The following is a 21,710-nucleotide window of genomic DNA, read 5'->3' on the forward strand; positions in this document are numbered from 1 at the left end:
TTTACCACCCAAAAGCCTCCTCGCCGAACCAGTGTCCTTGCGCCCGCATCGTTTGCTCGATCACGTCCCTAGCTACGCCTTCGCCACCTCGCCGGGAGGATATATATTTCGCTACCTCCTTGATCTCCGGAGCCGCATCCGCAGGTGCCACCGGCAATCCGACTCGCGTCATTACCTCATAATCAGGAATATCATCACCCGCATACATGATTTGCTCAGGAGACAAGCCCGTTTTTTCCATGAAATCCTTAAAGTCATGCACCTTTACAGCGCTACGCATATAAATATGCTGTATACCCAAACGAGAAAAGCGAATCTGTACGGCTTCCGTATATCCGCCCGTAATTATAGCGACCTCATAACCTTTCTTCACGGCCAATTGCAAGGCATAGCCATCCTTGATATTGACCGTACGCATCGGATCGCCATTCGGGTGAAGCGGAATCACATCGCAGGATAGCACCCCGTCTACATCAAAGACAAAAGCCTTTATTTTTCTCAAATCATAGTTTATACTACTCATGTCGAGCCTCCTTATGTATACTTCGGCTAATCAGCTCATATAGATTTCGCATATCCGGATCTTTAAGCATAGCCATATGTTTGTTTATCACATTCTCGTCATATCGTATAGCTGGTCCCGTTTGGGCTTGCGCCGGCGACATTACATGTACCTTAGCGGCTGTCTCGTCTATCAAAGGTAACAAGACCTCTCCCTGTATTTGCTGTTCTTCCAAGATCTTTTCAGCTAGCGCATACATATGATTCGTAAAATTACAAGCGAAAACCGCCGCTAAATGTAAGTTCTTTCGCTTCTCGGAGGAGAGGAAACGGACATCACTGGAGAGCGCCCTAGCCACCTCGCCCAGCACCTTCTCATCTTCAGACGAGTTCGCCTCTAAAAAGAACGGTATTTTCTTGAAATCCACCTCCCTACTCTTACTAAACGTTTGTAACGGATAAACCACCCCATATCTAGCCGTAAGACCTTCAAATACAGAGATTGGCATACACCCTGCCGTATGCACCCACAAACCGTTATTCGGTTTTACACGGGCGATAACATCTTGGAGCACGGCATCTTTCAAAGAGAAAACATACAAGTCGGCATCTTCCACAATCTCTTCCGGGACAACAGTCCACCCACATCCCAATTCATCGGCTAAAATCTTAGCATGCTCACTTGTGTGACTATACACTTGCCCGATACTCATTCCGGACTTACGCATTTCCAACGAAAGCCGGGTAGCTAAGTTTCCGGCACCAACAAATACGACTCTCATTCTCCCGTCTCTTTATTTTCTTCCGGAAGAGAGAACTTTCCTATATGTATCTTCTCCCATTGTAAATGGGATTCATCAAAAGGCTTACGAACCTGATCCTTATAACCGATACCAATGATAGACAAGACATCCAATTGATAAGGGATATCCAGCAACGAACGAACATAATTATTCGAATCCGCCTCGTCCTCTGTTACCCGGTTCCGGATCTGACACCAGCAACTGCCCAATCCCAAATCCTCTGCTTGCAATTGCATATAAATAGAAGCGACCGAAGCGTCCTCGATCCAAACATCGCTTTCCATCACATTCGCCAAGACAACCACGGCCAAGGCACAACCCTCCAGAAAAGCGGAACCATTTTTCTTACACCCGGCAAGTTTCTTCAACATTTCCTTATCTTCCACGACCACGAACTGCCAAGGATTACTACGTTTTGAGGCCGGAGCCATCAACGCCGCTTTCAAGATCAGTTCTACCTGCTCGGGTGAAAGTAGTTGTTCGGTAAACTTACGTGTACTTCTTCTATTTTGTATAAGTGTTGCAAAACTCTCCATTTTTTTCGTTCTTTGTACTCTTTTAATATTAAGATTCGCAAATATAAATATAATTTTTTGCACCCATATATACGTATCGTTCTTTTTTCTCGTTAGTATTTTTATAATTGAACAATAGATTATGAAGATTCGTGCGATAGCCGCGCTGCTATTTATACTTATTTCCGTGAGTGCCTTTGGCGAGGGCCGCATAAAAATCACTGGTTATGTCCGTGACGCCGACGGTAACCCTCTGGAATTAGTGAATGTCCGGGTTAAGAACACGTTGATCGGCTCCATGACCAACGAGAAGGGATATTATTCCTTTTCCATATCGCCGGGAGACTCTATCTCCATTATTTACTCCTGTCTGGGATATAATAAAGCCGAGCGTATCATTCCCTCGGCACAAGCCGACATGCGCCTGAACGTACAGATGAACAATACCTCATTTGATTTAGGGGAAGTATCCGTTACTGCCATCCGCAAGCAGACCACGACCATGGAGTCCTTAAATGCGGACAGAATTAAATTATTGCCCGATCCCTCCGGAGGTAGTATAGAGAGCTTGGTCGTTACGTTTGCCGGCGTATCGTCCAATAACGAGCTAAGTTCCCAGTATTCCGTACGTGGAGGTAGTTATGATGAAAATATCGTTTATGTGAATGGGATCGAGGTATTCCGTCCGCTTCTGATTCGCTCGGGACAACAAGAGGGCCTTAGTTTTATCAATCCGGACCTGACGGAGGCGGTCAATTTCGCCGCCGGTGGCTTCGAGGCTCGTTACGGAGACAAGATGAGTTCCGTGCTGGATATTACCTATAAAAAGCCTAAGATATTCGAAGGCTCGGCTTCCGCGAGCTTGTTGGGAGCGAATGCTTATGTAGGCAGTTCTATCGGTAAATTTACCCAAGTAACGGGTTTCCGCTTTAAAAGCGGTCGGTCTATTTTGGGTACCATGGATACAGACGCTGAATACGACCCTAAATTTATCGATCTGCAAACTTACATCACGTACCAATTGGCCCCTAAATGGGAAATCAATTTCTTAGGAAACCTCGCTAACAATAATTATAAATTCACCCCTTATAGCCGGGAAACCTCTTTCGGTACAGCCGAGCATCCCAAGAACTTCAAAGTCTATTTCGACGGAAGGGAAAGAGACCGTTTCCAAACCTTATTCGGTGCGCTTACATTGAAACACAACCCCAATGAGAACACAGAGTTGGGACTTCAAGCCTCCGCTTTCAAAAGCAAGGAAGAAGAGGGATACGATATCGCCGGAGAATATTGGCTGAGCGAGAACGGAGCGGAAAATCCGGATGACGACGCGTCAGCCGCCATGTCCGTAGGCCGTTATCACGAGCACGCACGAAACCGTTTGAACTCCACCGTCATGAATGTCGGGCACTATGGGATGGCCCGCCTTTTAAACAATACGTTGAAATGGGGAGCCACGGTACAAATGGAGAAAATCAATGATAAGATCAGTGAATGGGAAAAAAGGGATTCCTCAGGTTATTCTTTGCCCCAAACCGGTAATAACGTAAGTGTATATTCGAACCTCTTTTCTGATAATCAGATAGAAAGCACACGCTTTTCCGCTTATGCGCAAGACGCATTCAAATTCAGGACCAAGCAAGGTCTGTTCACGTTAGTCGCAGGGGTTAGAGGTAGTTATTGGACTTATAATAAGGAGTTCCTTTTCAGTCCCCGTGCCTCATTGGGCTTTATCCCGAACTTCGACCAAGACTTGACGCTCCGTTTCGCCACCGGACTGTATTATCAATCGCCCTTCTACAAGGAATTACGTAGAGTAGACAAAGATAAGAACGGCAATAATATCACGGTATTGAACAAAGATCTAAAGTCACAACGCTCCATCCATTTCATATTGGGAGGAGATTATACGTTCCGTGCCGTAGACCGGAATTTCAAGGTGACCGCCGAGATGTACTATAAAAAGCTGGACAATCTGAATCCCTACACCGTAGATAACGTCAAGATCCGCTATTACGGTGAGAACTGCGCCAAAGGTTACGCCATGGGACTCGATGTCAAATTCTTCGGAGAATTCGTACCGGGTACCGACTCATGGATCAGCTTCTCCTTGATGAAAGCCCAGCAAACCATCCGGGAAACAACGACCGTACCTATGGCCAATAGCCAAGGCTACAACATCTCACTCTTCTTCCAAGATTATTTCCCGGGCTATAAACGAGTCAAGCTAAATCTGAAAGGAGTTCTATCCGGAGGACTTCCCCAGACAATCCCGGGCAAAGGATACGAAGCCGGCTATTTCCGTACGCCCGCCTACAAACGTGTAGATATCGGCCTCTCCTATCAATTGGCAGGAGGCACGGACGCTATCATGGACAGGGGCTTCTTCCGCCATTTGAAAAACATTTGGCTAGGTCTGGATGTATTTAACATATTAGACATCAAAAACGTTAGTTCCTACTATTGGATAACAGATGTATATAATGTCCAATACGCAGTTCCAAACTATCTGACCGGACGTCAATTGAACGTTCGTCTGATTGTCGATTTTTAATAAAATGTATCTTTAAACACATTTACTGGGAGATAAAAACAAAAAATTATTTCCTCATTCATAAAAAGTAGTGTACATTTGCACACAATAGAAACAAACATTTACTAAATCTTTAAATTATTATTGACATGGAACTTACACATATCGAACATTTAGGTATCGCAGTGAAGAGTATCGAGGCTTGTTTACCCTATTATGAAGGCGTTCTTGGATTAAAATGCTACAATATCGAAGTAGTAGCAGACCAAAAAGTAAAAACCGCATTTTTCAAGGTAGGACAGACTAAGATTGAATTACTAGAGCCGACCAGCGAAGATAGCACGATCGCAAAATTTATCGAGAAAAAAGGTGAAGGTATCCACCATATCGCATTCGCGGTACCTGATGTACAGGCAGCTTTGAACGAGGCTGAGGAAAAAGGCGTTAAATTAATCGATAAAGCTCCCCGTGGTGGCGCAGAAGGCTTGAACATCGCTTTCCTTCACCCGAAATCAACTTGCAGCGTATTGACAGAGCTTTGCATGCCGGGCAACAAATAATTAATCCGTTCATTTCTAACAACAAATCAAAATACAATGAGTAACCAGCTTGAAAAAGTAAAAGAGCTCATCGCACTTCGTGAGCAAGCTCGCTTGGGTGGAGGAGAGAAAAGAATCGAATCACAGCACAAAAAAGGCAAATATACCGCTCGTGAGCGTATCGCCATGTTGCTTGACGAAGGTAGTTTCGAGGAATTCGACATGTTTGTTCAACACCGTTGTACAAACTTCGGTATCGAGAAAACTAAATATTTAGGCGATGGTATCGTAACAGGTTATGGTACGATCGACGGACGTTTGGTATATATCTTCGCTCAAGATTTCACCGTATTCGGTGGAGCCTTGTCTGAGGCTTTGGCTATGAAGATCTGTAAAGTAATGGATCAAGCCATGAAGATGGGCGCTCCCGTTATCGGTTTGAACGACTCCGGTGGAGCTCGTATCCAAGAAGGAGTAAATGCCTTGGCAGGATACGCTGAGATTTTCCAACGTAACATCTTGGCTTCCGGTGTTGTTCCCCAGATTTCCGGTATCTTCGGCCCTTGCGCCGGTGGAGCCGTTTATTCTCCGGCTTTGACAGACTTCAACATCATGACACGTGGTACCAGCTACATGTTCTTGACTGGCCCGAAAGTCGTAAAAACCGTAACAGGTGAGGATGTAACCCAAGAGCAGTTGGGTGGAGCCAGCGTACACACTACCAAATCGGGTGTAGCCCATTTCGCTGTCGATACAGAAGAAGATGGTTTGCAATTGATTCGTAAATTGCTCAGTTTCTTACCTCAGAACAACTTAGAGGAAACGCCGTTAGTTGAGTGCAAAGACCCGATCGATCGTCTGGATGATGTATTGAACGATATCATTCCCGATAACGCCAACCAATCTTACGATATGTATGAGGTTATCGGTACGATCGTCGATAACAACGAGTTCCTAGAGGTCCATGCGGACTACGCTAAGAATATCATCGTAGGTTTCGCTCGTTTCAACGGACAATCCGTCGGTATCGTAGCTAACCAGCCGAAGGTTATGGCAGGATGCTTGGATAGCAACGCATCTCGTAAAGCAGGTCGCTTCGTTCGTTTCTGCGACGCTTTCAATATTCCTTTGGTAACATTGGTTGACGTTCCGGGATTCCTTCCGGGTACAGGTCAGGAATACAACGGTGTAATCCTTCACGGCGCTAAATTGCTTTACGCTTATGGTGAGGCTACCGTTCCTAAGATTACCGTTACATTGCGTAAGTCTTACGGTGGAGCTTATTGCGTGATGAGTTCTAAACATTTACGTGGTGATATGAATTACGCATGGCCGACAGCCGAGATCGCCGTTATGGGCCCGAGCGGTGCCGTAGAGGTTATCTTCGCCAAGGAAGTAGCAGCCGCTGAAGATCCGAAAGCATGCGCAGCAGAGAAAGAAGCTGAATATAAGAAAGCATTCGCTAATCCTTATAACGCAGCTCAATACGGTTATATCGACGATGTTATCGAACCGCGTAACACTCGTTTCCGTATTATTCGTGCTTTGCAGCAATTGCAGACTAAGAAGTTAAGCAATCCTGCTAAGAAACATGATAACCTGCCTCTATAATCCGTAAAACAGGAGATGAATATGATAAATAAGAAAATAGGGGTATTGCTACTGTTCGCTTTGCTCATTTCATTCGGGGCAAAGGCACAGCGCGCAACCTCCATGCGTATTAATGAAGTATTGGTTATCAACGAGGATAACTTCGTTGATGACTATGGCAAACGTCATGGCTGGATTGAGTTGTTCAACACTTCGGCCGGAACGGTAAATATTGCGGGATGTTATTTGACAGACGACAAAAACAATCCCATGAAATATCCGATCCCGAAGGGAGACGTATTGACTCAGATCCAACCCCGCCAGCACACACTATTTTGGGCTGACGGACAGCCGGGCAGAGGTACATTCCACGTTAACTTCGTATTAGATCCCTCTAAGGAGAATTATATAGCTCTGTATGATGCAGATGGTAAAACATTGATCGACGAAGTTACGATCCCTGCCGGACAAATGGCTGATATCAGTTACGGTAGAGTGATCGATGGTAAAGATGAATGGGCACAGCTGAAGAAAGTTACTCCCAGTACGAATAACCTAACATTGGATTCTAATGAGAAAATCGATAATTTCAAACAGAATGACTCTTTAGGTATCGGTATGACCATTACCGCTATGGCTGTAGTGTTCTTGGGATTATTTTTGTTATACATCATCTTTAAGCAGATCGGTAGATTGTCTATATCCGCGAGCAAACGTAACGCTCAAAAAGCTGCGGGAACAACAAGTGTATCGGTTGACGCCGGACAAGAGTCTGGTGAGATCTTTGCCGCTATCGCTACCGCTTTGTACGAGATGAGTGATGACAATCATGACATCGAGCACACGGTTCTTACGATCCACAAGGTACAAAGGACTTATTCTCCTTGGAGTTCAAAACTCTACGGTTTGCGTCAAACCCCACATAAGTAATTATCTAAAAACGAACAAAGAATGAAAAGTTTTAAATATACCATTAACGGTAACGTATATAAAGTACACATCAATTCTGTAGTGGATGACATCGCAGATGTTGAAGTAAATGGTACACCTTATCAAGTAAAATTAGAGAAACCGGCGAAGAAACAAATGGTTACATTGAAACGTCCGGCTCAAGCACCGACAACAGCAAGTGGCGACCCTGTAGTTACTCGTCCGGCAGCCTCTACTACACAAGGCGCTGTTAAGACTCCGCTGCCAGGTGTTATCTTGCAGGTTAAGTGCAACGTAGGTGATACCGTGAAGAGAGGTCAAACATTGATTATCCTTGAGGCTATGAAGATGGAGAACAACATCAACGCAGACCGTGACGGTAAGATTATAGAAATTAAAGTACACAAGGGAGACTCTGTGCTAGAAGGTGCTGATCTCGTAGTAATCGGATAAGACTATGCAAGAGAGCTTTTTAACATTCTTAGGTGAGAACTTACAACTGTTCCTTACCTATACAGGTGTATACAACGCTACTCCGGGACATCTCATCATGATTCTGGTAGGTCTGTTGTTTATATTCCTGGCGATTAAATATGAGTTTGAACCGATGCTTTTGATCCCTATCGGATTTGGTATCTTGATCGGTAATATCCCTTTCAAGGACGCAGGTCTTCAGGTAGGTATTTATGAGCAAGGGTCTGTACTGAACATCCTCTATCAGGGTGTGACCTCTGGATGGTATCCGCCATTGATCTTCCTCGGTATCGGGGCCATGACCGACTTCTCCGCATTGATCTCCAATCCTAAGTTGATGTTGATCGGTGCAGCGGCTCAGTTCGGTATCTTTGGTGCTTATACGATTGCTCTTCAAATGGGATTTGAGCCGAACCAAGCAGGTGCTATCGGTATTATCGGTGGTGCTGACGGTCCGACGGCTATCTTCCTTTCTTCTAAGTTAGCGCCAAACTTAATGGGTGCGATCGCGGTATCCGCTTACTCATACATGGCGTTGGTTCCTATTATCCAACCGCCGTTCATGAGATTGCTTACGACTAAGAAAGAGCGTTTGATCCGTATGAAACCGCCGAGAGCCGTTTCTTCCACGGAAAAAATTATCTTCCCGATCGTTGGTTTGTTGCTTACTTGCTTCTTGGTTCCGTCCGGTTTACCATTGTTAGGTATGCTATTCTTCGGAAACTTATTGAAAGAAAGTGGCGTGACTCGTCGTTTGGCAGAGACTGCTCGTGGTCCGCTGATCGATACAATCACGATCTTATTGGGTATCACGGTAGGTGCTTCTACCCAAGCTACACAGTTCTTGACATTGAACTCTATCAAGATATTCGGTCTAGGTGCGTTATCATTCGTGATCGCTACTTGCGCCGGTGTATTGTTCGTTAAGTTATTCAATTTAATATTGAAAGACGGCAATAAGATCAATCCGCTTATCGGTAACGCCGGTGTATCCGCCGTTCCTGACTCAGCTCGTATCTCACAAGTTGTAGGTTTGGAATATGACCCGACCAACTACTTGTTGATGCACGCTATGGGTCCGAACGTAGCAGGTGTAATCGGTTCCGCTGTAGCTGCCGGTATCTTGCTAGGATTCCTTGGTTAATAAAACAACTATCTATATTAAAAAAGGCGAGGTCCGAAAGGATCCCGCCTTTTTATGTTATTGTTCTCAGTTAGTTTGCTCTATAGGAACCGGAGTAATCTCCGTACTCGTATCCTCCACCAACGTTGTCCCGAGGAACAACCAGATCATCAAAAGGATTATAGCGACAACCACACCAAATACCAATAGCGTATTCACACTTTTCTTTCTCATGTCTTTAACTGATTTATTCATTTTAGAATAAACAGCCGGAACATGAATTTGGTTGTGTACCCTTACTCTTATTTGTTTTTCCCTAACGCCTCGTTCAGCACTTTGTTCTTAGCGATCGTTGCTTGGAATTCTTTCAAATAGAAAGGCTCAAAATAAGCCACATTCTCAAAACGGCCATCATCATATGCTTTCTGCGACAAGGATGCCATATTTACAGCTAATGGATAGATACCATCTATAAAACAGGCGTTCGGAGAAGTGATTACCGTCTCACATTTAGCGGCACCGTCTCCAAAGAAACAAACCTTACCGTTCTCTAAAAAAGAAGCATACGAATCAGCATCTACGATATCAGCAGTCGTGGCACGTATCGTGTTGAGATGGGAATCATAAATCGAAGAGTAGACTTCCATACGACGGGCATCCAACATAGCGCAATACAAGCAATCGGCCTCCTCCTTATTTTTCCGGATAGCGGCAGACGCTAAAATATCCAGCGTATGAATACCGATCAAAGGAATACCATACCCAAAGCATAATCCTTTAGCCACAGACACCCCGATGCGTAACCCCGTATAAGATCCGGGTCCGCTACTTACCGCCACGGCATCCAGTTTTATCCCTTTCGACTTCGCGGCTTCTAATGCCTCTTCCATATAAACGCCCAATAACGCCGCATGAGACGGCCCCTCGAAGGAAGCCTTCTCAAAGACCACCTCCTCCCCTTCCGACAGGGCTACTGAACATACGGAAGTGGATGTCTCGATATTTAAGATCAATGACATAATAATTAACTATTAACAATTGATAATTGAACGAACAAACAATCTCAAACCTTCAATCTGATTAGGCTACGAAGGTATACAAAAATTCATTATACTATCAAGGCAGCCCTATGAGAAACATCTATTTATGAGAAAATAAACATCAAATCTAAAAGGAAACCACTATCTTTGCGCAAACTTTTGAGAAAAATGATACAATCAATGACTGGGTTCGGTAAGGTTACTGCCGAGCTCCCTTCAAAAAAAGTAACCGTAGAGATAAAGGCTTTAAACAGTAAGCAATTGGATTTGTCCACCCGTATCCCTTCCATATACAAGGATAAGGAAATGGAGCTTCGGAGCCTGTTACTTCAATCTTTGGAGCGGGGAAAAGTTGAGTTCAATATCTTTATAGAATATATAGGCAAAGATACTCCTACACAGATCAATCTTGCCGCCGTAGAGAATTATTACAACCAAATCAAGGAGATCGCAGAGAAACTGAATATCAGCGTTCCGAACGATTGGTTCCAGACCTTGCTCCGGATGCCGGACGCAATCAAGTCTGAGACCGTAGAACCGGACGAATCCGAATGGGAGGTGGTTTTAGAAACGGTAAAGGACGCTATCAAGCACCTGTGTGATTTCCGTATCCAAGAAGGAGCCATGCTTCAAAAGCTTTTCGAGCAAAAGATAGCCAATATCGCCACTCTGTTGAAAGAAGTGGAGAAATACGAGGGGGAACGTATCGAGAAGATCAAGGCTCGTATCATGGATAACCTGCAAAAGATAGCCGAGAAGGACTACGACAAGAATCGTTTCGAGCAGGAGATGATCTATTACATAGAGAAGCTGGATGTCAACGAGGAAAAGAACCGTCTGGACAACCACTTGAAATATTTTATCTCAACCATGGAATCCGGTCACGGCCAAGGCAAGAAGCTCGGTTTTATCGCTCAGGAAATGGGGCGTGAGATCAATACGCTCGGATCAAAGAGCAACCACGCCGAGATGCAGAAGATCGTGGTCCAGATGAAAGACGAGTTGGAACAAATCAAGGAACAGGTACTAAACGTATTATAATAAGATTAACGAGAATGGCTGGCAAATTAATTATCTTCTCCGCACCCTCGGGTTCCGGAAAATCAACCATTATTAATTATCTTTTGAAACAAGATTTACACCTTCGTTTCTCCATCTCGGCTACCAGCCGGGCTCCGCGGGGAACCGAGAAGAATGGTGTGGAATATTATTTCCTTACGCCGGAAGAGTTCCGCAGTCGTATCGCTAATGGAGACTTCTTGGAATATGAGGAGGTGTATACCGATAAATATTACGGTACGTTAAAAAGCGAGGTAGAGCGTATCTTGAATGAAGGGGACAACGTGATTTTCGATGTGGATGTGGTAGGCGGATGCAATATCAAGAAATTCTATGGAGACCGTGCCCTGTCTGTCTTTATCCAACCTCCTTGCATCGATGACCTACGGAAGCGATTGGAAGGACGGGGAACAGACAGCCCGGAAGTTATCGAAAGCCGTATCGCCAAGGCTGAGTATGAATTAGGGTTCACGGGACAGTTTGATAAGGTTGTCATAAACGATGATCTGGAGACTGCCCAAAAAGACGCGTTGAAGATCATTCGTGAGTTCTTAAACAAATAGTCTATGCCTAATATATTCAAGAATACCCGTTTTATGATGGGGCTTTCTATCGTTTGTGGGATAGCGAGCCTCGTATTAGGTGGTATCAGCCTGTATTATAAGGAGTATATCATCGGGGGTGCCCTGATATTTAATATATTCATTTGTTTTATCAACTATAAGGGTTGGCAAAAGAAGGGGTAAGTATAAATCGGATGAGACTCAAGACCGGCATCTACAGTGGATCGTTCAATCCCATTCACATAGGCCATCTCGCCTTGGCGAACTGGCTATGTGAGTTCGAGGGACTGAATGAGGTGTGGTTCGTGGTCACGCCTCATAATCCGCTGAAGAAAAAGGATGACTTGCTAGATGACTCACTACGGTTGGAAATGGTCCAAGCCGCCATTGACGGATATCCGAAATTCAAGGTCTGCGATATTGAGTTCCACCTGCCGAAACCTTCTTATTCCATTGATACCTTGCGAGCCTTATCCAGCAACTATCCGGATAGGGACTTTTATTTTATCATGGGAGCCGATAACTGGCAGCTTTTTCCCCGATGGAAAGAATATGAAAAAATACTCCAAAACTACAAACTGCTGATTTATCCCCGCCTAGGATTCGATATCTCGATCCCAACCATTTATCCGAACGTGAAAAAGGTAGACGCTCCCTTGATGGAAATCTCCTCCACATTTATCCGTAACGCTTACCAAACCGGCAAGGATATCCGTTTCTTCCTGCCGGAAGGAGTGCGGCCTTATTTCGGGTCAGTAGCAAATCAGTGACATACCTGCGATAGAAGATATACTTACTTGGGCTATGAAGTATATATCCTATGCCACTTGAAGTATATATTCTTCGAGAAGGGAAGTTATACCGTGATTATTTACAGCTTTGCCATCTTAGGGCAATCTGCCAAAATTCCCATTAAAACATGTTTTACAGCACAGCCGTTAAAGATGATCCCCGTAACATCAAAACAGGCTCACTCGATAATCTTTTTGGAGTATCCAAATATATAATTTGAGCCTTGTCAAGTGAATAACTAACGGTTACACCGAGGATTACTGAATGGTTTCCCCGGTGTGATATTGGCATTGTTGAACATTAAGCAAAGATATTTATGCGAATAGACTTGACAAGATCTAAGACATACGAGGTAGCTTATCCATACGATGGGAATGCTTTGGACACTTCAAATATATTGAGGGAACACTACTGGACACATAGAGACATTGACTTCCTAAAAAAACACCAAAGAAAAATGAACTCTTTGTATATGGTGGAAGGAGTAATTGGGGCAGTCGGAGGAGCGATTTTTGTCCAAACGAACAAATACCTGCAAGCGGGTATGGAAAATGAGGATTTCTATGGCTGGGGCTTGGAGGACGGAGAAAGACATTACCGTTGGTTGAGTTTTGGCTACCGGATTTATCGGAGTGAGGGCTGTTTATTCCATTTGTCTCATCCCCGGGATCAAAACAGGATGTAAAGATAAAATTATTGGGTCTTAAGTTCATTGGCCTACAAACCTAAGATACTTCACCAAGGATCCTAAGATACTTTACCGATGAACCTAAGATACTTTATCCATGAACAAACAAGATCGGTGACCTCAACCTTTTACCACATAAGTCAGCATAAATCAGAAATATTTTGTACTTTTGCGCCGTATTATACAAAATAATAGCATAATGAATCTATTAGAACTGAGTGAACAGGAAATAATAAGACGTAATAGCATGGAGCAGTTGCGTCAGATGGGGATAGAGCCTTATCCCGCAGCTGAGTATGTAGCGAACGCATTTTCCAAAGAAATAAAAGAGACATTCAAAGACGACGCTGAGCCACGCCCGGTAAGTATCGCCGGCCGTATCATGAGCCGTCGTATCATGGGTAAGGCTTCCTTCATGGAATTGCAGGATTCCGAGGGCAGAATACAGGTCTATATCTCCCGTGACGATATTTGTCCGGATGAGAATAAGGACACCTACAATGTCGTTTTCAAGAAATTACTGGATATCGGTGATTTCGTCGGGATCAAGGGATTCGTTTTCCGTACTCAGATGGGAGAAATTTCCGTTCATGCTCAAGAATTGACAGTTTTGTCTAAATCACTTCGTCCGCTACCGGTCGTTAAATATAAGGACGGTGTCGCTTACGACGGTTTTAATGACCCGGAGCTTCGCTACCGTCAACGTTACGTGGATTTGGTAGTAAACGATGGCGTAAAAGATATTTTCATGAAACGTGCGGCTATCATCAAGACCATGCGTACCGCTTTGGATGAGGCCGGATATACGGAGGTAGAGACTCCGATCCTGCAATCTATCGCCGGAGGAGCTAGCGCACGTCCGTTCACGACACATCATAACTCCTTGGACATCGATTTATATTTACGTATCGCTACCGAGTTGTATTTGAAACGATTGATCGTCGGTGGATTCGAGGGTGTATACGAGATCGGTAAGAATTTCCGTAACGAGGGTATGGACCGTACGCACAACCCGGAGTTCACTTGTATGGAACTTTATGTCCAATACAAAGACTATAACTGGATGATGAGCTTCACTGAGAAGCTGTTGGAGCGTATCTGTATCGCCGTGAACGGTACGAGCGAGAGCACGATCGACGGTAAGACAATCAGCTTCAAGGCTCCTTTCCGCCGTTTGCCGATCTTGGAGGCGATCAAGGAAAAGACGGGTTACGACTTGGAAGGTAAGAGCGAGGACGAGATCCGTACGATCTGCAAGGAATTGAAGATGGAGATCGACGATACGATGGGTAAAGGTAAATTGATCGACGAGATCTTCGGGGAGTTCTGCGAGGGTACGTTTATCCAGCCGACCTTCATCATCGACTATCCGGTTGAGATGAGCCCGCTGACTAAGATGCACCGTAGCAAACCGGGATTGACCGAACGCTTCGAGTTGATGGTAAACGGGAAGGAATTGGCGAACGCTTATAGCGAGCTAAACGATCCGATCGACCAAGAAGAACGTTTCAAGGAGCAATTACGCTTGAGCGAGAAAGGGGACGACGAGGCGATGTTCATCGATCAAGATTTCTTACGCGCCCTTCAATTCGGTATGCCTCCTACGTCGGGTATCGGTATCGGTATCGACCGTCTGGTTATGTTGATGACCGGACAGACAACGATCCAAGAGGTATTGCTTTTCCCGCAAATGCGTCCGGAGAAAACCGCAAAGAAAGATAACGCCGACAAATACGTAGCCTTGGGTATTTCCGAGGAGTGGGTTCCCGCTTTGCAGAAAGCCGGCTACCTGACGGTTGACACGCTGAAAGAAGCGAACGCCAACAAATTAAGACAAGAGCTTTGTGAGCTTAATAAAAAATATAAGTTAGAACTGCAAAATCCTACGATCCAAGAAATAGAAGCTTGGATAGCCAATGTAGGAGAATAAAAGCGTGATACGATGGATTTGCCCGGAAAAATCGCGATAATGGGAGGTGGTAGCTGGGCTACCGCCTTAGCCAAGATCGTACTTTCAACTCAAGATAGTATCAACTGGTACATGCGTAGGCCCGATCGTATCGAGGAGTTCAAGCAGTTGGGACACAACCCGTGTTACCTCACCGCCGTGAAATTCGACACGAACAAGATAAACTTCTATTCCAATATCAACCAAGCGATCAAGGACTCGGATACCTTGATCTTCGCTACGCCTTCCCCTTTCTTGAAACAACATTTGAAGAAGGTGAAGACCTCTTTGAAAGATAAGTTTATCATCTCGGCGATCAAGGGTATCGTACCGGATGAGAATATGTTGATTACGGATTACTTCGCAGAGTATTACAAGGTTCCGACAGAAAATATAGCAGTTATCGGTGGTCCCTGTCATGCGGAAGAGATCGCTCTGGAGCGGCTCTCGTACATTACGTTGGCTTGTTCCGACATCGAGAAGGTCCGTACGATATCCCCCGTTTTCAAGAATCAATACTTAAAGAATTCCTTCTGTAAGGATGTCACCGGTATCGAATACGCCGCCGTACTGAAGAACGTGTACGCTATCGCCGCCGGTATTTGCCATGGGATGAAATATGGCGATAACTTCCAAGCCGTATTTATCTCGAACGCTATTGAGGAGATGCGTAATTTCGTGGACGCCGTACACGGGCTGGAGCGGGATATCACCGACTCCGTCTACCTTGGCGATTTGCTGGTTACCGCTTATTCCCGGTTCAGCCGTAACCGTACTTTCGGAACCATGATCGGTAAAGGATATTCCGTGAAGACAGCGCAGCTGGAGATGGAAATGATCGCCGAGGGATATTATGGAACCAAGTGTATGCGTGAGATCAACGAGAAATATAAAGTGAACATGCCGATACTGGACGCTGTTTATGATATATTGTACGAGAAGAAATCGCCGACAACGGTCATTCGTCAATTAACGGAAACGTTTAAATAAAATAGCATATGAAAAACATCAGTTTAAACATCGACAAGGCTCTGGGCACTGTCTCCAAGGAACAGGTTTACGCTCAAGAGGCCAAGGCAATGGAATGTATTGCCACATTACATAACGGTAACGGAGCAGGTAACGACTTTTTGGGTTGGTTGCATCTCCCCTCTTCTATTACGGACGCAGAGTTGGCCGACATCGAGAATACGGCGAACGTGCTTCGTTCTAAATGTGAAGTGGTCGTAGCCATTGGTATCGGTGGTAGCTATTTGGGTACCAAAGCGGTAGTAGAAGCGTTAAACAACAGCTTCGACTGGTTGCAAAACGACCGTAAAAACCCGGTTATGTTATACGCCGGACACAATATCGGAGAGGATTATCTTTATGAATTAAGCGAAGTTTTGAAAGGTAAGCAATTCGGTATTATCAATATCTCCAAGTCTGGTACGACTACAGAGCCGGCTTTGGCTTTCCGTATCTTGAAGAAACAATTGGAAGATGCTGTTGGCAAGGAAGAGGCTAAACATCGTATCGTAGCTATCACGGACGCTAAGAGAGGCGCTTTGCGTACCTTGGCGGATCAAGAAGGTTACAAGACTTTCATCATCCCTGATAACGTAGGTGGACGTTTCTCAGTTTTGACTCCGGTAGGTTTGCTTCCGATCGCCGTGGCAGGTATCAGCATCCGCGACTTGGTTGCTGGAGCTGTTTCCATGGAAAAAGCTACAGACGCGAGCGTTCCTTTCGCTGATAATATGGCCGCTATCTATGCCGCTACTCGTAACGAGTTGTATAAGAGCGGTAAAAAGATTGAGATCTTGGCTAACTTCCATCCGAAATTGCATTATATCGCAGAATGGTGGAAACAACTTTATGGAGAGAGCGAAGGTAAAGACGGTAAAGGTATTTTCCCCGCATCTGTAGATTTGACAACCGATTTGCATTCCATGGGTCAATGGATTCAAGACGGTGAGCGTACGATTTTCGAAACGGTTATCTCCGTGGAAGCTACAGATCATAGCGTATTGGTTCCTACAGACGAGGCTGATTTGGATGGATTGAACTTCTTGGCAGGCAAGCATGTAGACGAGGTAAACAAGATGGCTGAGTTAGGTACTCAGTTAGCTCACGTAGATGGTGGCGTTCCTAATATCAAGGTAACTATGCCGGAAGTAAGTGCGTTCTATATTGGTCAGTTGTTCTATTTCTTCGAGAAAGCTTGTGGCATCAGTGGTTATATGTTGGGCGTTAACCCATTCAATCAACCGGGTGTCGAGGCTTATAAGAAGAATATGTTCGCCCTGTTGAATAAGCCGGGATACGAGAAAGAAAGCGAAGCTATCAAAGCACGTTTATAATACGATTTACCCCATAAAAAAACGGTTTTCTCATCACGAGGAAACCGTTTTTTCGTTTGAATAGTTTTTATTACTCATTTAATTCTTTAAGTAAATCGCTCCCGGCCTTGAATTTGACCGAGACACGTGGAGTAATCATTACTTCCTCCCCTGTTTTCGGATTACGTGCCAATCGCTCGGATTGTTGCCAAGGTACAAAAGATCCAAATCCTTTCATGGAAATAGATTCTCCTTCCCGTATTCCTTTCGCCACAACAGTCGGTAACGCATTCACTACGGTTCTAACAACATTTTTCGGCAATCCTGTTTCTTCCACAAGAGATTGTACTAATTCTCCTCTATTCATACTAGATAATAAATATACCATTCTTCACCAGAAAAGAGTCCGGTGAGAACTTAGTTGTTTAATCATTGCAAATATATGAATATTTGGGGAATATCAAAATAACATATATTAAAAATCAATGCATACAGAAATATTATATACCTAAATGTAGGTATAATTGAACCCCTTTCAGATAGACAAGTGAGACTTTGGTAGAAATATAATTAATAAGAAATAGTATACAGTATTATGATATCACTTATTCATAGCAAGTTATAGCCTTTGAAAATTCGTTATTAATGCGTTTACTAGAGTTCTCACCGAACTACGTCATAATTTATTGATTAATTATCTCAACGAAATAAATTTATATCCCTTATTTTTCAATACATCTATCAACTCATCCAGATAATTATAGAATTTATCAATCCGGTTAGGGTGTACATGTAGGTGGATCAAAAGTAAGCACCCATTTAAACCATTTTTGTTTCATAAAATGAAATTCCATTATATATCATATTTATTTAATTTCAAGAAGCTTTCCTCCCATTTCTGTTAATTCCGATTTATTACGTACCTTTGTATTGGTTTTTAAGAAGGTTATAACATGATTCAAGAAGCGATTATCCGATATCTGCGTAAACACAGGCAGGAATCCCTTTCTCCCAAAGCTGTTCTTTTCGATATGGATGGTGTATTATATGACTCTATGCGTTTTCATGCACGGGCATGGCATGAGGTAGCGACCCTCCATCAGCTAACTTCTCGGCCGGAAGACTTTTATATGTTCGAAGGACGTACTGGGGAAAGCACGATCAACGAGCTATACCAACGCACTTTCCAACGAGACGCTACCGCCGAGGAGAAGCAAACGATCTATAAAGAGAAAGCGGATCTATTCAATACCTATAATGACGGTGCCCCCATGACCGGCGCCGCAGAGGTTCTAAAAGAAGTGGAAGCATCCGGACTGCAACGATTGGTTGTCACCGGTTCTGGCCAACATAGCTTGATCGATAAGCTAAACCATACCTATCCGGGACATTTCAACCGAGAGAAAATGGTTACGGCTTTCGACGTGAAATATGGCAAGCCACACCCCGAACCTTATTTAATGGGACTTCAAAAAGCGCATGCGAAGCCTAATGAAACTTTTGTGGTAGAGAACGCTCCCATGGGAGTAGAAGCTGCCGTGGCAGCCAATATCTTTACGATAGCCGTAAACACCGGACCTCTCCCCGATCAAGTTTTATTAGATGCCGGAGCGGATTTACTATATCCGGATATGGAAAACTTAGCTAAAGATTGGAAACAAATCATCGAGCTTGCGAAATCCACCCGATTGAACGAGTATTCCAAATAAGCGAACATAAAAAAAGAGGCTACCCGATAATGAAGTAGCCTCTTCTTTTTTATCATCGAACGGATTATTTCACATAATCAGCCTTATTCAAGAAATCATAGCTTTGCTGAACGCTGGCAACCGGATCATTGTTAGTATATTGTTCCACTTCAACATACCAATCCTTTACGTTATTAGCGTACATTTGATCGAAGACAGGCTTGAAATCCATCTTACCGCTTGCACCTATCTCTTTCTCATCCTTGATATGGATAGCCTTGAACTGGCTCGGACGGTTCTTCAAGTAAGCGACAGGATCACCGCCACCCATCATTACCCAGTATACATCCATCTCGAAGAATACGTGGTTCGGGCTTACGTTATCCAGCAAGAAATCATAGATCAATTGATCGTCAATCTTACGGAACTCGAAGTCATGGTTATGATAACCGAATGCGATACTAGCGGCAGCGGTCTTATAACCAACCGTGTTGAAATAATCGCAGTACATCTTCAAGTCATCCAATGTAGTCTTATCGTTAACCGGCATCCACGGTTGAACCATATATTTAACGCCTAACTCATTATGAGCATCGATCGCCTGATCCCACCAACTCATAACCTCGGCTTCTTTTTCTTTCGTAAAGGCCTGTCCAAGGTGAGCGCTCGTGCACTTCATACCTAGGTCATTCACCATTTTCTTAAATTCAGCGGGAGCTAAACCGTAAATCTTACCGTTATCATAGCTTGCTGTCTCCAGATTCTTATAACCCATCTTAGCGGCGGTTTCCAATACTTTCTGGATACCTTCTTCTTTTACAAGGTCTCTTAAGGAATACAATTGAAGCCCTATATATTTAGAAGACTCCGATGCTGTAGCGGCAGCTTGTCCTGATTTACCGCCACAAGAAGATAATAACTGCGGGGCTACCAACCCACCCGCAAGCATCAAAGAGGCTTGCTTCAAAAAATTACGTCTGTTCTGCATAGTACTATTAATTAAGTTTGATTGAGAATTTTTACAAAAGTAAGACTATATTCTTAGGTTTATATCTTTATGGAAGTTAAAATCTTCAAAAAGGACATTGTATTTTAATTTTCGTTATCTTTGGAGGATATATTATTACTTAAATCATTTATATCATGAAAAAATTATCAATTCTAGCGATGGGCCTTCTCTTTGTCCTGACCACAGCCTGTAGTGTTTCTGGCAGTGGCACCTTATTCGATGGCAAAGATAGTAACAAATGGAAAATGACAGGCGATGTCTCCGTTCAAGACGACATAATGACCTTGAAAGGTACGGATGCGCTGGCCATACTGAAAAACGGCAAATACAAAAACTTCGATCTGACCCTTGATTTACGTACTACCCCGGGAGGCAAAGGCGCCGTCTGGTTCCATACGGACCCTACATTGAAAAAAGGATATCGTATCGCTATCAATAATGACCGGGCTGATAAGGTTTGGTGGAAAATGACAGGAAGTCTTGTTTCCGTGAGGAATTTGACCAAAAGCTTCGTAAAAGAAGATCAATGGTTCAAGATGGATATCCGGGTAGCCGGACAAGAGATCGATGTAAATATAAACGGCGAACCGGTTGTAGAGTATATCCAACCGACCGCACCGTATCGTACGGACGCTAACGCCTATGCCTTATTATCGGAAGGGACATTTGGCATAGAGAGTGATGGTAGCGGTGAGATCCAGATCAAGAACATCACCGTGAACGTAATTGATGAATCCACGATCGATATCAACGCACAATTGGCGGAAGCTAACGATGAGCAAAATGACGAGATCATTAAATTACATCAATCGGATTTCCCTGTATTGGATTATCACGTGCATTTAAAAGGTGGATTAACCAAGGAAGTTGCCGCTAAGCAATCCCGCAAGACCGGTATCAATTATACGATCGCACCGAACTGCGGCATCGGTTTCCCGATCACGAACGACCAACAAGTCATGGATTACCTAAATGAGATGCGCTCACAGCCTTTCATCCTTGGTATGCAAGCGGAAGGACGCGAATGGATAACCACATTCTCTCCCGAGACTCTTAAAGAATTCGACTATGTGTTTACGGACGCTTTGACGTTCAAGGACAATAAAGGTCGCCGTACCCGCCTATGGATTCCGGAAGAGACTTGGATCGAGAATGAGGAGCAATATATGGACATGATCGTAGATCGTATCTGCTCCGTATTGGAAGAGCCGGTAGATATCTATGTAAATCCTTGTTTCTTGCCATCTCCGATGGATAAGCGTTTTGACGAATTCTGGACGGAGGCCCGCATGAACCGTTTCGTCGAGGCATTGGCAAAAAGCGGAAAAGCTTTAGAGATCAACGAACTATACAATATTCCAAATAAAGCGATCATTATGAAGGCGAAAGCCGCCGGCGTTAAATTCACGTTTGGAAGTAACAACGTGACACCAAACGTCAGCGATCTGTCTTACAGTATCCGCATGATGAAAGAATGTGGCCTGACGGCTGAGGATATGTATAAACCGAAAGTTAAAATCTAATCACACATTACCCTCACCCTAATCCCCCGTTTAGGGACACCCTAAATGAGCGATTAGGGTAGACCTAAACG

The 21,710-nt window shown here is 44.1% G+C and carries 23 protein-coding genes; 16 read left to right on the top strand and 7 right to left on the bottom strand.

All coding sequences use genetic code 11. The features are described from left to right. Position 1: 1 nt before the first annotated feature. Genes ACESPU_RS14435 through ACESPU_RS14445 form a run of 3 tightly spaced genes read right to left on the bottom strand, consistent with a single transcriptional unit; the run spans position 2 to position 1,840 of the window. Positions 2–523, bottom strand: coding sequence for an HAD family hydrolase (locus ACESPU_RS14435; protein WP_122144259.1), 522 nt, complete (start codon positions 521–523; stop codon positions 2–4). Further along, positions 516–1,283, bottom strand: coding sequence for a Rossmann-like and DUF2520 domain-containing protein (locus ACESPU_RS14440; RefSeq protein WP_122297350.1), 768 nt, complete (start codon positions 1,281–1,283; stop codon positions 516–518). Before ACESPU_RS14440 ends, ACESPU_RS14435 begins: the two co-directional genes overlap by 8 nt. After that, complete coding sequence (locus ACESPU_RS14445; RefSeq protein WP_122144257.1) at positions 1,280–1,840, bottom strand: nitroreductase family protein; 561 nt, start codon at positions 1,838–1,840, stop codon at positions 1,280–1,282. The genes ACESPU_RS14440 and ACESPU_RS14445 overlap by 4 nt, the downstream gene beginning before the upstream one ends. A 121-nt stretch (positions 1,841–1,961) precedes the next feature. Here ACESPU_RS14445 and ACESPU_RS14450 point away from each other — a divergent pair, with 121 nt between their 5' ends. From ACESPU_RS14450 to ACESPU_RS14475, 6 genes are all read left to right on the top strand, one after another. Next, positions 1,962–4,373, top strand: a complete 2,412-nt coding sequence (locus tag ACESPU_RS14450) for a TonB-dependent receptor (RefSeq protein WP_122144256.1) — start codon at positions 1,962–1,964, stop codon at positions 4,371–4,373. Between the two features lie 128 nt (positions 4,374–4,501). Beyond that, complete coding sequence (gene mce, locus ACESPU_RS14455) at positions 4,502–4,912, top strand: methylmalonyl-CoA epimerase (protein ID WP_005861524.1); 411 nt, start codon at positions 4,502–4,504, stop codon at positions 4,910–4,912. Between the two features lie 36 nt (positions 4,913–4,948). Beyond that, the gene (locus tag ACESPU_RS14460) at positions 4,949–6,502 is read left to right on the top strand and encodes an acyl-CoA carboxylase subunit beta (RefSeq protein WP_005861522.1); all 1,554 of its coding nucleotides are present in this window, start codon (positions 4,949–4,951) and stop codon (positions 6,500–6,502) included. Positions 6,503–6,523: 21 nt separating this feature from the next. Continuing rightward, positions 6,524–7,411 carry an OadG family transporter subunit gene (locus ACESPU_RS14465; RefSeq protein WP_005865789.1) on the top strand — a complete coding sequence of 296 codons (888 nt, stop codon included), beginning with the start codon at positions 6,524–6,526 and terminating at the stop codon, positions 7,409–7,411. Positions 7,412–7,432: 21 nt separating this feature from the next. After that, positions 7,433–7,864, top strand: a complete 432-nt coding sequence (locus ACESPU_RS14470; RefSeq protein ID WP_005865787.1) for a biotin/lipoyl-containing protein — start codon at positions 7,433–7,435, stop codon at positions 7,862–7,864. A 4-nt stretch (positions 7,865–7,868) separates the two neighbouring features. Further along, complete coding sequence (locus tag ACESPU_RS14475) at positions 7,869–9,029, top strand: sodium ion-translocating decarboxylase subunit beta (protein ID WP_005861516.1); 1,161 nt, start codon at positions 7,869–7,871, stop codon at positions 9,027–9,029. Between the two features lie 66 nt (positions 9,030–9,095). Here the strand turns inward: ACESPU_RS14475 and ACESPU_RS14480 are convergent, their stop codons facing one another. Continuing rightward, on the bottom strand, positions 9,096–9,242 hold the full coding sequence (locus ACESPU_RS14480) for a hypothetical protein (protein ID WP_005865784.1): 147 nt from the start codon (positions 9,240–9,242) through the stop codon (positions 9,096–9,098). A 68-nt stretch (positions 9,243–9,310) separates the two neighbouring features. Further along, positions 9,311–10,027: a tRNA (adenosine(37)-N6)-threonylcarbamoyltransferase complex dimerization subunit type 1 TsaB gene (tsaB, locus tag ACESPU_RS14485; RefSeq protein WP_008780767.1), complete on the bottom strand. Its 717-nt coding sequence runs from the start codon at positions 10,025–10,027 to the stop codon at positions 9,311–9,313. Positions 10,028–10,216: 189 nt separating this feature from the next. Between tsaB and ACESPU_RS14490 the strand changes: the two genes are divergently transcribed. From ACESPU_RS14490 to ACESPU_RS14525, 8 genes are all read left to right on the top strand, one after another. Further along, the gene (locus ACESPU_RS14490; RefSeq protein ID WP_008774137.1) at positions 10,217–11,089 is read left to right on the top strand and encodes a YicC/YloC family endoribonuclease; all 873 of its coding nucleotides are present in this window, start codon (positions 10,217–10,219) and stop codon (positions 11,087–11,089) included. Between the two features lie 14 nt (positions 11,090–11,103). Then, a complete protein-coding gene (gmk, locus tag ACESPU_RS14495) occupies positions 11,104–11,670 on the top strand; it encodes a guanylate kinase (RefSeq protein WP_373133468.1) in 567 nt (188 codons plus the stop codon). A 3-nt stretch (positions 11,671–11,673) separates the two neighbouring features. Further along, positions 11,674–11,853 carry a hypothetical protein gene (locus tag ACESPU_RS14500; protein ID WP_022192875.1) on the top strand — a complete coding sequence of 60 codons (180 nt, stop codon included), beginning with the start codon at positions 11,674–11,676 and terminating at the stop codon, positions 11,851–11,853. 11 nt (positions 11,854–11,864) lie between these two features. Continuing rightward, positions 11,865–12,440, top strand: a complete 576-nt coding sequence (gene nadD / locus ACESPU_RS14505) for a nicotinate (nicotinamide) nucleotide adenylyltransferase (protein ID WP_022192874.1) — start codon at positions 11,865–11,867, stop codon at positions 12,438–12,440. 479 nt (positions 12,441–12,919) lie between these two features. Continuing rightward, complete coding sequence (locus ACESPU_RS14510; protein ID WP_057329110.1) at positions 12,920–13,147, top strand: galactosyltransferase-related protein; 228 nt, start codon at positions 12,920–12,922, stop codon at positions 13,145–13,147. 202 nt (positions 13,148–13,349) lie between these two features. Beyond that, positions 13,350–15,080 (top strand): lysine--tRNA ligase, encoded by a 1,731-nt coding sequence (gene lysS, locus ACESPU_RS14515; protein ID WP_158532813.1) that lies wholly within the window; start codon positions 13,350–13,352, stop codon positions 15,078–15,080. Between the two features lie 12 nt (positions 15,081–15,092). After that, positions 15,093–16,088, top strand: a complete 996-nt coding sequence (locus tag ACESPU_RS14520) for an NAD(P)H-dependent glycerol-3-phosphate dehydrogenase (RefSeq protein WP_005861487.1) — start codon at positions 15,093–15,095, stop codon at positions 16,086–16,088. Positions 16,089–16,096: 8 nt separating this feature from the next. Beyond that, positions 16,097–17,440, top strand: coding sequence for a glucose-6-phosphate isomerase (locus ACESPU_RS14525; protein ID WP_121961300.1), 1,344 nt, complete (start codon positions 16,097–16,099; stop codon positions 17,438–17,440). A 70-nt stretch (positions 17,441–17,510) separates the two neighbouring features. Here ACESPU_RS14525 and ACESPU_RS14530 read toward each other — a convergent pair whose 3' ends face one another. Beyond that, complete coding sequence (locus ACESPU_RS14530) at positions 17,511–17,786, bottom strand: HU family DNA-binding protein (RefSeq protein WP_008774141.1); 276 nt, start codon at positions 17,784–17,786, stop codon at positions 17,511–17,513. A 586-nt stretch (positions 17,787–18,372) separates the two neighbouring features. Between ACESPU_RS14530 and ACESPU_RS14535 the strand changes: the two genes are divergently transcribed. Then, entirely contained in the window at positions 18,373–19,128 is a 756-nt protein-coding gene (locus ACESPU_RS14535; protein ID WP_005865754.1) for an HAD family phosphatase, read from the top strand. A 64-nt stretch (positions 19,129–19,192) separates the two neighbouring features. Here the strand turns inward: ACESPU_RS14535 and ACESPU_RS14540 are convergent, their stop codons facing one another. Beyond that, positions 19,193–20,095 carry a sugar phosphate isomerase/epimerase gene (locus tag ACESPU_RS14540; RefSeq protein WP_158532812.1) on the bottom strand — a complete coding sequence of 301 codons (903 nt, stop codon included), beginning with the start codon at positions 20,093–20,095 and terminating at the stop codon, positions 19,193–19,195. 155 nt (positions 20,096–20,250) lie between these two features. Between ACESPU_RS14540 and ACESPU_RS14545 the strand changes: the two genes are divergently transcribed. Then, complete coding sequence (locus tag ACESPU_RS14545) at positions 20,251–21,639, top strand: DUF1080 domain-containing protein (RefSeq protein ID WP_122383102.1); 1,389 nt, start codon at positions 20,251–20,253, stop codon at positions 21,637–21,639. Positions 21,640–21,710 lie beyond the last annotated feature (71 nt).

It is taken from the genome of Parabacteroides sp. 20_3, from assembly GCF_964238835.1.
Taxonomy (GTDB): Bacteria; Bacteroidota; Bacteroidia; order Bacteroidales; family Tannerellaceae; genus Parabacteroides; species Parabacteroides distasonis.

Excerpts from the sequence above, each read along its gene's own strand:
- ACESPU_RS14540 (WP_158532812.1), bottom strand. The coding sequence starts at position 20,095 with ATGCAGAACAGACGTAATTTTTTGAAGCAAGCCTCTTTGATGCTTGCG.
- ACESPU_RS14545 (WP_122383102.1), top strand. The coding sequence starts at position 20,251 with ATGAAAAAATTATCAATTCTAGCGATGGGCCTTCTCTTTGTCCTGACC.
- ACESPU_RS14530 (WP_008774141.1), bottom strand. The coding sequence starts at position 17,786 with ATGAATAGAGGAGAATTAGTACAATCTCTTGTGGAAGAAACAGGATTG.
- ACESPU_RS14475 (WP_005861516.1), top strand. The coding sequence starts at position 7,869 with ATGCAAGAGAGCTTTTTAACATTCTTAGGTGAGAACTTACAACTGTTC.
- ACESPU_RS14450 (WP_122144256.1), top strand. The coding sequence starts at position 1,962 with ATGAAGATTCGTGCGATAGCCGCGCTGCTATTTATACTTATTTCCGTG.
- ACESPU_RS14435 (WP_122144259.1), bottom strand. The coding sequence starts at position 523 with ATGAGTAGTATAAACTATGATTTGAGAAAAATAAAGGCTTTTGTCTTT.
- ACESPU_RS14480 (WP_005865784.1), bottom strand. The coding sequence starts at position 9,242 with ATGAGAAAGAAAAGTGTGAATACGCTATTGGTATTTGGTGTGGTTGTC.
- ACESPU_RS14500 (WP_022192875.1), top strand. The coding sequence starts at position 11,674 with ATGCCTAATATATTCAAGAATACCCGTTTTATGATGGGGCTTTCTATC.
- mce (WP_005861524.1), top strand. The coding sequence starts at position 4,502 with ATGGAACTTACACATATCGAACATTTAGGTATCGCAGTGAAGAGTATC.
- ACESPU_RS14525 (WP_121961300.1), top strand. The coding sequence starts at position 16,097 with ATGAAAAACATCAGTTTAAACATCGACAAGGCTCTGGGCACTGTCTCC.
- ACESPU_RS14520 (WP_005861487.1), top strand. The coding sequence starts at position 15,093 with ATGGATTTGCCCGGAAAAATCGCGATAATGGGAGGTGGTAGCTGGGCT.
- ACESPU_RS14470 (WP_005865787.1), top strand. The coding sequence starts at position 7,433 with ATGAAAAGTTTTAAATATACCATTAACGGTAACGTATATAAAGTACAC.
- ACESPU_RS14460 (WP_005861522.1), top strand. The coding sequence starts at position 4,949 with ATGAGTAACCAGCTTGAAAAAGTAAAAGAGCTCATCGCACTTCGTGAG.
- gmk (WP_373133468.1), top strand. The coding sequence starts at position 11,104 with ATGGCTGGCAAATTAATTATCTTCTCCGCACCCTCGGGTTCCGGAAAA.
- ACESPU_RS14510 (WP_057329110.1), top strand. The coding sequence starts at position 12,920 with ATGAACTCTTTGTATATGGTGGAAGGAGTAATTGGGGCAGTCGGAGGA.
- ACESPU_RS14440 (WP_122297350.1), bottom strand. The coding sequence starts at position 1,283 with ATGAGAGTCGTATTTGTTGGTGCCGGAAACTTAGCTACCCGGCTTTCG.
- lysS (WP_158532813.1), top strand. The coding sequence starts at position 13,350 with ATGAATCTATTAGAACTGAGTGAACAGGAAATAATAAGACGTAATAGC.
- tsaB (WP_008780767.1), bottom strand. The coding sequence starts at position 10,027 with ATGTCATTGATCTTAAATATCGAGACATCCACTTCCGTATGTTCAGTA.
- ACESPU_RS14490 (WP_008774137.1), top strand. The coding sequence starts at position 10,217 with ATGATACAATCAATGACTGGGTTCGGTAAGGTTACTGCCGAGCTCCCT.
- ACESPU_RS14445 (WP_122144257.1), bottom strand. The coding sequence starts at position 1,840 with ATGGAGAGTTTTGCAACACTTATACAAAATAGAAGAAGTACACGTAAG.
- ACESPU_RS14465 (WP_005865789.1), top strand. The coding sequence starts at position 6,524 with ATGATAAATAAGAAAATAGGGGTATTGCTACTGTTCGCTTTGCTCATT.
- nadD (WP_022192874.1), top strand. The coding sequence starts at position 11,865 with ATGAGACTCAAGACCGGCATCTACAGTGGATCGTTCAATCCCATTCAC.
- ACESPU_RS14535 (WP_005865754.1), top strand. The coding sequence starts at position 18,373 with ATGATTCAAGAAGCGATTATCCGATATCTGCGTAAACACAGGCAGGAA.